2 protein-coding genes are annotated in these 1690 nt (G+C 66.0%); one reads left to right on the top strand and one right to left on the bottom strand.

Translation table 11 applies throughout. The annotated features are described in order from the left end of the window. Nucleotides 1–126: 126 nt before the first annotated feature. The gene (gene hslU, locus QZY48_RS27110; protein WP_295436683.1) at nucleotides 127–1461 is read right to left on the bottom strand and encodes an ATP-dependent protease ATPase subunit HslU; all 1335 of its coding nucleotides are present in this window, start codon (nucleotides 1459–1461) and stop codon (nucleotides 127–129) included. 45 nt (nucleotides 1462–1506) lie between these two features. Between hslU and QZY48_RS27105 the strand changes: the two genes are divergently transcribed. Further along, a partial coding sequence (locus QZY48_RS27105; protein ID WP_295436682.1) for a hypothetical protein occupies nucleotides 1507–1690 on the top strand: 184 nt, incomplete at its 3' end.

Raw genomic sequence — 1690 nt, 5'->3', positions numbered from 1 at the left:
GTAATCGCAGGAGTCTTGGGGTGGGAGAGAATCCAGGACGCCACGATAACCTCGATTACGACAACGACAACGACAACGACAACGGCGCTGGAAGGATTCCCGAATGGACTTGTTTAACATATTCCGTCAGAGGATGTAACGCGACAGGTCCTCGTCCGCCGCCAGTTGGGACAGGTTCTGGTCCACATAGGCGGCCGTGACGGTCACGGTCACCCGGTCCAGGTCCGAGGCGTTGTAGGAAACGTCCTCCAGCAGCCGCTCCAGCACCGTGTGCAGCCGCCGGGCGCCGATGTTTTCGGTGCGCTCGTTGACCTGCCAGGCGATCTCGGCCAGGCGGCGGATGCCGTCCGGGGTAAACTCCAGGTTGACCCCTTCGGTTGCGAGCAGCGCCTTGTACTGGTCCGTCAGCGAGGCGTCCGGCTCGGTCAGGATGCGCACGAAGTCCTCCGTGGTCAGGGCCTTCAACTCCACGCGGATGGGCAGGCGGCCCTGCAGCTCGGGGATCAGGTCGGAGGGGCGCGCCAGGTGGAAGGCGCCCGAGGCGATGAACAGGATGTGATCGGTCCGCACCGAGCCGTGCTTGGTGGAGACGGTACTGCCCTCCACCAGCGGCAGCAGGTCACGCTGCACCCCCTCGCGCGAGACGTCGGCCCCGGAGACGCCCTCACCGCGCCGGGTCACCTTGTCGATCTCATCCAGAAAGACGATGCCGTTCTGCTCCACGTTCTCGATGGCGCGCAGCTTCAACTCCTCCTCGTTGACCCGCTTGGCCGCCTCCTCGTCGCGCAGCAGCTTGCGCGCGTCCTTGATCCGCAGCTTGCGCCGCTTGGTGCGGCCCTGGCCCAAGTTCTGGAACAGGCCCTGGAGCTGGCTCGTCATCTCCTCCATGCCGGGCGGGGCCATGATCTCCACGCCCAATGGCGCGGCCGAGACCAGGATCTCCACCTCCCGCTCGTCGAGTTCGTTCGCGCGCAGCTTGGCGCGGAATTTCTCCCGGGTGGCCGTGGTCGCCGTGGTGGTGCGGCTCTCCTCCTCGAAGCCGCCCGGGGGCGGCAGCAGGGCGTCCAGGATGCGCTCCTCCGCGGCCGCCTCGGCCAGATCGGCGAGTCGGGCCATCTCCTGCTCGCGGCACAGCTTGATGCCGATGTCCGCCAGGTCCCGGATGATGGACTCCACGTCGCGGCCCACATAGCCCACTTCGGTGAACTTGGTGGCCTCGATCTTGATGAAGGGGGCATTGGCGAGACGCGCCAGACGGCGTGCGATCTCGGTCTTGCCGACCCCGGTGGGGCCGATCATCAGGATGTTCTTGGGCGTGATCTCGGTGCGCATCGGCTCCGGGATCTGCATCCGCCGCCAGCGGTTGCGCAGCGCGATCGCCACCGCGCGCTTGGCCTCGTCCTGGCCGACGATGTGCTTGTCCAGTTCGGCGACGATCTCTTGGGGGGTGATTTCCGACATTGGATTTGGAGGTCCGTGGATGGGCCGCCCGGCCGGCGGCTCGGCATGACGCGTGAGGCTGTATTTAAGGGGGGCAAACGCCCCTCAAAGGGCGATAAGGTGTGGGTCGCCCACGGTTTCCGCAAGGCTACCGGCGTCGGCGCGATCGTCGGTCCGCACAGCGGACCCTTGTATGCTCTGTTCCAGGGATTGACAGGGATGGTGGATACACGGATGTTGCGGAGCGTGC

It is taken from the genome of uncultured Thiodictyon sp., from assembly GCF_903828115.1.
In the GTDB taxonomy this organism is placed as follows: Bacteria; Pseudomonadota; Gammaproteobacteria; order Chromatiales; family Chromatiaceae; genus Thiodictyon.
The sequence above is the reverse complement of the archived record's forward strand: the minus strand, read 5'-3'. Positions and strand labels throughout refer to the sequence as shown.

What these genes read in the sequence shown, in the direction of transcription:
- hslU (WP_295436683.1), bottom strand. Translation starts at nt 1,461, where the DNA reads ATGTCGGAAATCACCCCCCAAGAGATCGTCGCCGAACTGGACAAGCAC.